This window comes from Dictyobacter arantiisoli, from assembly GCF_008326305.1.
Classification (GTDB): domain Bacteria; phylum Chloroflexota; class Ktedonobacteria; order Ktedonobacterales; family Ktedonobacteraceae; genus Dictyobacter; species Dictyobacter arantiisoli.
This window is the reverse complement of sequence record NZ_BIXY01000161.1, coordinates 1-6,081: the sequence shown is the minus strand read 5'-3', so window position 1 is coordinate 6,081 and position 6,081 is coordinate 1. Positions and strand designations below refer to the sequence as shown.

Here is a 6,081-nt window from a genome sequence, read left to right as displayed (position 1 = left end):
GTCTGCTGATCCGCTGGGAGAAGCGCCCGCGTTCCTATCAGACCTTGTTGTGCTTGGCTTGTGCGCTCATTTGCTTTCAACAATGTGATCGCGTTTCCTCCTTGTAGGTTTTCGGATAAGTTCTGAAGGGTGGCATCTACGGATGCATCGGCATTCCACATTCTCCTTATTGAAGCGGTATTGGGGTGCACTCCCTCTTCAGATGGCGGCTGCACCCCGGTGCTGTCAACAAAGGGTGCCTCCTTTTTCTCTGGGTTGTCTTCCTCTTTCCCTCATTTGTTGGAGTAGGTGGGCTTAAGCGGTATTGACCGCAAGGGTTCGGGCCTTCTTTATTTAGAATAGTGTCACGTTACAACTCTTTGAGTATACTATTGCATCGTTTGTGTGTGGTAAAACGTGGTAGAAGTGATAAGATCGCATTCTTGAAGAGAAAGAATTAGGGAGAGGAGCAGGTGGGACCGACGCGAGCTGTGGCGGGAAGTGACAGAGAGGTTCTGGAGGTGCGGTTATCCTGATCAAAGATGCTACCATTCAATTACAATAGAAAAAAATTAGCTCTCATCATCGCGGTTGCATTACTGGCTGTGATTATCATAGGTATACTTGTCTATAATAATAGTCGTAACGAGAGCGATGATGCTTTTGTGGCGGGAAATGGGACCGCCCACAGTGATGCGAATAATGGTTATCTTCAGCCGAAAAAGAAGAGCTTTTCGGTTGGAGATCATGCGGTGCTTGTTATTAAAGGACATGCCAGCGATGTCAGCGTGCATGCGGGAAAAGTGAGCAGTATTATCGTGGTCGCCCGCAGGCACAGTACGGATCAGGGACCAAATCCCAATGATACACGCATCCTGTATGATCAATCCACGGATGCACAGGGACACGATCATCTTACAATCTCAACCGATCCAGGTTTTCGCGATATTGATTATGATGTGACTGTTCCTGCATCTACGCAGGCCCAGGTTGAGGTGAATTCTGGCTCTGTCTCGATTGATGGTATCGGTGGCGCAACGGTTGATACCGGTAGTGGAAGCCTGGATCTTGAGGATATCAAGGGTCCTTTAAATGCCCATACCGATAGCGGCGATATTACGGTACGACAGGTGACAGGCGATAGTGTGATCAATGGTGCCAGTGGTTCGCTGCACATCACAGGAGTGACGGGACAGTTACAGGCCATGACCCAGAGCGGAGATGTTGTGGTGCAGAGCGCGACATTACGAGGTCAATCGGTTATGAAAACCAATAGTGGTTCTGTGCGCTTCCAGGGCTCGCTTAATCCGAATGGGTCCTATAAAATGACGACCAATAGCGGGGATATCAATCTGACATTACCGAATAATGCCGCCTTCCAGCTTGCCGCCAGCACTGGTTCCGGGACGGTTCATAATGAGTTTGGCGCGGATGCAGTTGGATCGAATCCACTGGCGCATATCACTGCCACCATCGGGAGTGGCTCGGTATCGGTGAATAAACAGCTATAATGGTCTCAAGTGCATTAAAGATATATGTTTAAAGGCCAGCGGTTGTCAGCTAGAGACTGACAACCGCTGGCCTTTATCTATTGATTGTCTGGCTGATTAGCGGTCTTTCTCTGTTCGGGATAGAGCGGCCTGGGCGGCGGCCAGACGCGCAACCGGGACACGGAATGGTGAACAGCTTACATAGTCGAGTCCAATCTCGTTACAGAACTCGATACTATCAGGATCTCCACCATGCTCGCCGCAGATGCCCAATTCGATGTCAGGATTGGCACGACGGCCCTTTTCAGCAGCCATGTGTACTAACTGACCGACACCATCGCGATCAAGGGTCTGGAAAGGATTGAAGGGCAAGATTTTGACTTTACTCTTTATACCCGGTACATCCAGCCCCTCGACGTATTTGAGCAAGAATTTGCCTTCGGCGTCGTCACGGCTATAGCCAAAGGTGGTCTGGGTCAGATCATTAGTGCCGAAGCTGAAGAAATCAGCTACAGGCGCGATTTGATCTGCGGTCAGAGCGGCGCGGGGGAGCTCGATCATGGTACCAAACTTATAGTCGATGGGTTTGCCGGCCTCTTGCGCGATCTGGGCGGCCGCAGCCTCTAACTGGCGACGAACCTCCTTTAGCTCGTTGACATGCCCGACCAATGGAATCATGATCTTCGGATGCAATTTCTTGCCTTCTTTTTCCAGCTCAGCGGCGGCACCCAGAATAGCACGCGTCTGCATGACGTTGATCTCAGGGAAGAGGAGACCCAGGCGGCAGCCACGCAAACCGAGCATTGGATTCATCTCGCGCATTGCTCCGACGGCTTCTAACAATGCCTGCTTCTCTGCCAGTTCGGTTTCATGACCACCCTGCGTTTCCAGACGAGTTACCTCGATCAGTAGCTCCTCGTAAGATGGCAGGAACTCGTGTAGCGGAGGATCGATCAGACGAATGACAACGGGATACCCCTCGTTGGTCTGAGGATCAACCATCGCCTCGAAGATGCCTTTGAAGTCGCTCTGCTGGAAGGGCAATAATTGAGCCAGTGCAGCTTCGCGTTCCTCTTTGGTCTTGGACAGGATCATCTTCTGCACAATGGGCAGGCGTTCCTGTTCCATAAACATATGCTCGGTGCGGCAGAGGCCGATACCCTGGGCACCAAAGGTAATGGCGCGCCTGGCATCACGTGGATAGTCGGCGTTAGCCCATACGCCCAGTCTGCGGAACTCGTCGGCCCAATGCAGCAGCTTTTGCAGATTGGTCTCTTTTTCAAAATCGGCATCGACCGTTTTGATGATACCAGCATAGACCTCACCGGTGGCACCGTCGATTGAGATATCGTCGCCCTCTTTGATGACAAAATCCGAACCAATTACGCGGAAAAGGTGTTGCTCTTCGCTGACACGGATACCTTCACAGCCAGCAACGCAGGGAAGACCCAGGCCACGCGCTACCACCGCGGCATGGCTGGTCGCGCCACCACGAGCCGTCAGGATCCCCTTTGCCACCAGCATCCCATGAACATCATCTGGACTTGTCTCTGGACGGACCAGGACAACTGGAGTCCCGGCTTTCCCCAATTCCTCTGCGCGGTCGGCATTGAAGATCGCCTTTCCATACGCAGCTCCTGGCGACGCATTCAATCCTTTCGCCAGCAAGCGCCCCTCCTGTTCGGCCTGCTTCTTCTCAGCATCGTCGAAGCGAGGCAGCAACAATTGATAGACCTGCGATGGTTCGACCCGTTTAATTGCCTCTTCAGGAGTGATCAGCCCCTCTTCAACCATATCGACGGCCACTTTGACGGCTGCGCCAGCGTTGCGTTTCGCTGAACGCGTCTGCAACATATACAGCTTGCCCTTCTCAACCGTAAACTCCAGATCCTGCATATCGCGATAGTGCTTTTCTAAACGCTCTGCAATCTCCTGGAACTGTTGATAGACATCTGGCAGGTCCTGGGCCAGCTTACTGATAGGAGATGGTGTGCGGATACCCGCCACGACATCCTCACCCTGTGCGTTGAGCAGATATTCGCCATACAGTCTCTTCTCACCATTAGCTGGATTGCGCGTAAAGGCGACTCCTGTGCCGCTGGTATCTCCCATATTTCCAAAGACCATGCTCTGGACGTTGACGCCCGTGCCCAACGTATGAGGGATCTTGTTGAAGTTTCGATAGTCGATGGCGCGTTTGTTATTCCAGGAAGAGAAAACCGCCTCAATGGCTTTGTGTAATTGCTGATAGACATCAGTGGGGAATGGCTCGCCGGAAGCGCGCTCGGCAATAGCTTTATATTCGGTGACAATTTTTTTGAGCGAGTCGGCGGGAATTTCGGCATCCGTCTTGGCTCCAGCCTGCTCACGATACTGTTCCAGTACCGCCTCAAAATCCTGTGGATTAGTATCCAGCACAATTTTACTAAACATCTGGATGAAGCGGCGATAGGCGTCATAGGCGAAGCGCTCATCTCCGGTCAAGGCCACCAGGCCCTGTACCGTCTCGTCATTAATACCCAGGTTAAGGACGGTATCCATCATACCGGGCATCGAAAATTTCGCGCCCGAACGGACCGACACCAGGAGAGGATTCTCCTTGTTGCCAAAGCCTTTGCCAGTTTGTTTTTCAATAACGGCCAGGGCAGCTTTTGTCTGCTCTAGCACACCATTGGGAAACTGCTGATGGTTGTCGTAGTAACCGTTACATGCTTCTGTCGTGATCGTAAAGCCTGGAGGGACGGGAAGACCTGCATTTGTCATCTCAGCCACGCCTGCGCCTTTGCCGCCGAGCAGTTCACGCATGCTGGCATTGCCTTCGCTGAAAAGGTAAACCCACTTACGAGGAGAGCGTTTTACCGCTTCTTCCAGTTCGGAATGGGTAATCTGCTGTGCCATGAAAAAATCCTCCAACTTGTGTGGTGGGTGAATAAACGAGTCGAGCGCTTTACCCTGAACAAATAGCTCTATTATGCGCCGAGCACGATGGAGCGGGCCCAGCGTAGGATAGTGCGAGCGCTCTTGATATAACTGTTAGCTTGCTCTGCATTGATCACTTCGTCGGCAACTTCGGGAGGAGTGTCGGCATAGAAGGTTTCTGGATGAAATGGAGTCAGTCGCTCCAGATCGTCGAGAATGGTGTCGGGTGCGCCAACCTGAGTTCCAAGTTCGCGCAAGTCGTGATTATAGGTGGTGCGACGGCCGAAGCGTAGAAGACTGATTGCTTGTACGGCTTTTTCTGCGGCTTGATTACAAAAATCAACGCAGGCAAAATGTCGTCCGAGACCTAATTCGACTGCAGCGGTGGCCATATCCTGTGAGGCCTCCGCGAAAAGCCCTAACGCACCCTGTAAATCACTACCTTGTAAATCACTGATAAGATGATTTGCCTGATCCTCGTCGTGAGATAGAGTTGCATGGCTATCTGCATCCTGGGTGGAGGGTGAATTCAAGTTCAGGCCATATAAAAGTTGTTGTTCGATATCGTCTTCTTTGCCTTCACCAGCCCACTCGTGGCTGCTATCCTGCATATGTGACATGTTAGTTTGATCCTTTAACGTACTTTGTAAGTTGCTTTCAATGCGTTGCATGCTGCTTAGCACTAATCAGCTATCCTGCACATAGTATTCCTAAGTGCCGTGCTGTGTCAATCCTTTTTGTGTGTAGATTATCTATCTTTCTAGTCTGTGACCACTTTGTTACATTCTGGCCTCTCCTCACAACTGTTTTTTTGAGATAATGTCATGTTATACCAATTACTTTGGAAAGATTTAGAAGCGGCGGCGATGCGTTCCACTTATCTGCCTAAAAAGATTAAAAGTTCTTCTTATCTATGAAAAATACCTTAGTGGAGCTATAGATATTTTTACCATAATAACAATTCATTATAGTGGGTACTTGTTCATTCAATCCCCTCCTTTTTAATATAATAGCCAGCCATTCTATGCATCTAATCTTTTTCACGATCCGTATAAAAAGCAGAGAAAATGAATTTTTCTATTATTATTTGAAAAATGACAACAGAAACAAAAAATCTTGTTTTTCTGATACATAAAAGAAGAGGATTGTGTATGATAATGATGAATCAAGCCGTTGCAGTCGGTGTTTTTTATGAACGCGCAGCGGCCGATAAAGCGTTAGAGGAACTGCGTACGGCTGGTTTCACCGATGAACAGGTGGGATTTGTGGCACGTGATCATAAATCTACCATTGGTGATGAACATGGCACCTCGGATGTGGTGCCTGCAGCGGCTGGCGCGGTAGGTGGTGGAGTACTCGGTGGTGTGCTCGGCGCCGTTTCATTGTTACTCATTCCTGGCTTAGGTCCCGCTATTGCCGGTGGTATGCTGGCAGTTACACTGGGTAGTGTGGCGCTGGGCGCAGTAGCTGGCGGTTTCGCCGGTTCACTGATCCACATGGGCGTTTCCGAAGAGGATGCCCATTATTATCAATCGCAACTGGATAGTGGGCGTACGATTGTGACCATTAAGAACTTATCCGAAAACCTACAAGGAGGAAACGCGATCACATTGTTGAAAGCAAATGAGCGCACAAGCCAAGCACAACAAGGTCTGATAGGAACGCGGGCGCTTCTCCCAGCGGATCAGCAGAC

The 6,081-nt window shown here is 50.4% G+C and carries 4 protein-coding genes; 2 read left to right on the top strand and 2 right to left on the bottom strand.

Annotated elements, in window-relative coordinates; translation table 11 throughout:
* Positions 1 to 521 precede the first annotated feature (521 nt).
* Positions 522 to 1,490: a DUF4097 family beta strand repeat-containing protein gene (locus F1593_RS27025; protein ID WP_149404662.1), complete on the top strand. Its 969-nt coding sequence runs from the start codon at positions 522 to 524 to the stop codon at positions 1,488 to 1,490.
* A 96-nt stretch (positions 1,491 to 1,586) separates the two neighbouring features.
* Here the strand turns inward: F1593_RS27025 and ppdK are convergent, their stop codons facing one another.
* A complete protein-coding gene (gene ppdK, locus F1593_RS27020) occupies positions 1,587 to 4,367 on the bottom strand; it encodes a pyruvate, phosphate dikinase (RefSeq protein WP_149404661.1) in 2,781 nt (926 codons plus the stop codon).
* 71 nt (positions 4,368 to 4,438) lie between these two features.
* Positions 4,439 to 5,008 (bottom strand): HEPN domain-containing protein, encoded by a 570-nt coding sequence (locus tag F1593_RS27015; RefSeq protein WP_172632498.1) that lies wholly within the window; start codon positions 5,006 to 5,008, stop codon positions 4,439 to 4,441.
* A gap of 531 nt (positions 5,009 to 5,539) precedes the next feature.
* Here F1593_RS27015 and F1593_RS27010 point away from each other — a divergent pair.
* On the top strand, positions 5,540 to 6,081 hold a 542-nt coding region (locus tag F1593_RS27010), incomplete at its 3' end, for a hypothetical protein (RefSeq protein ID WP_149404659.1).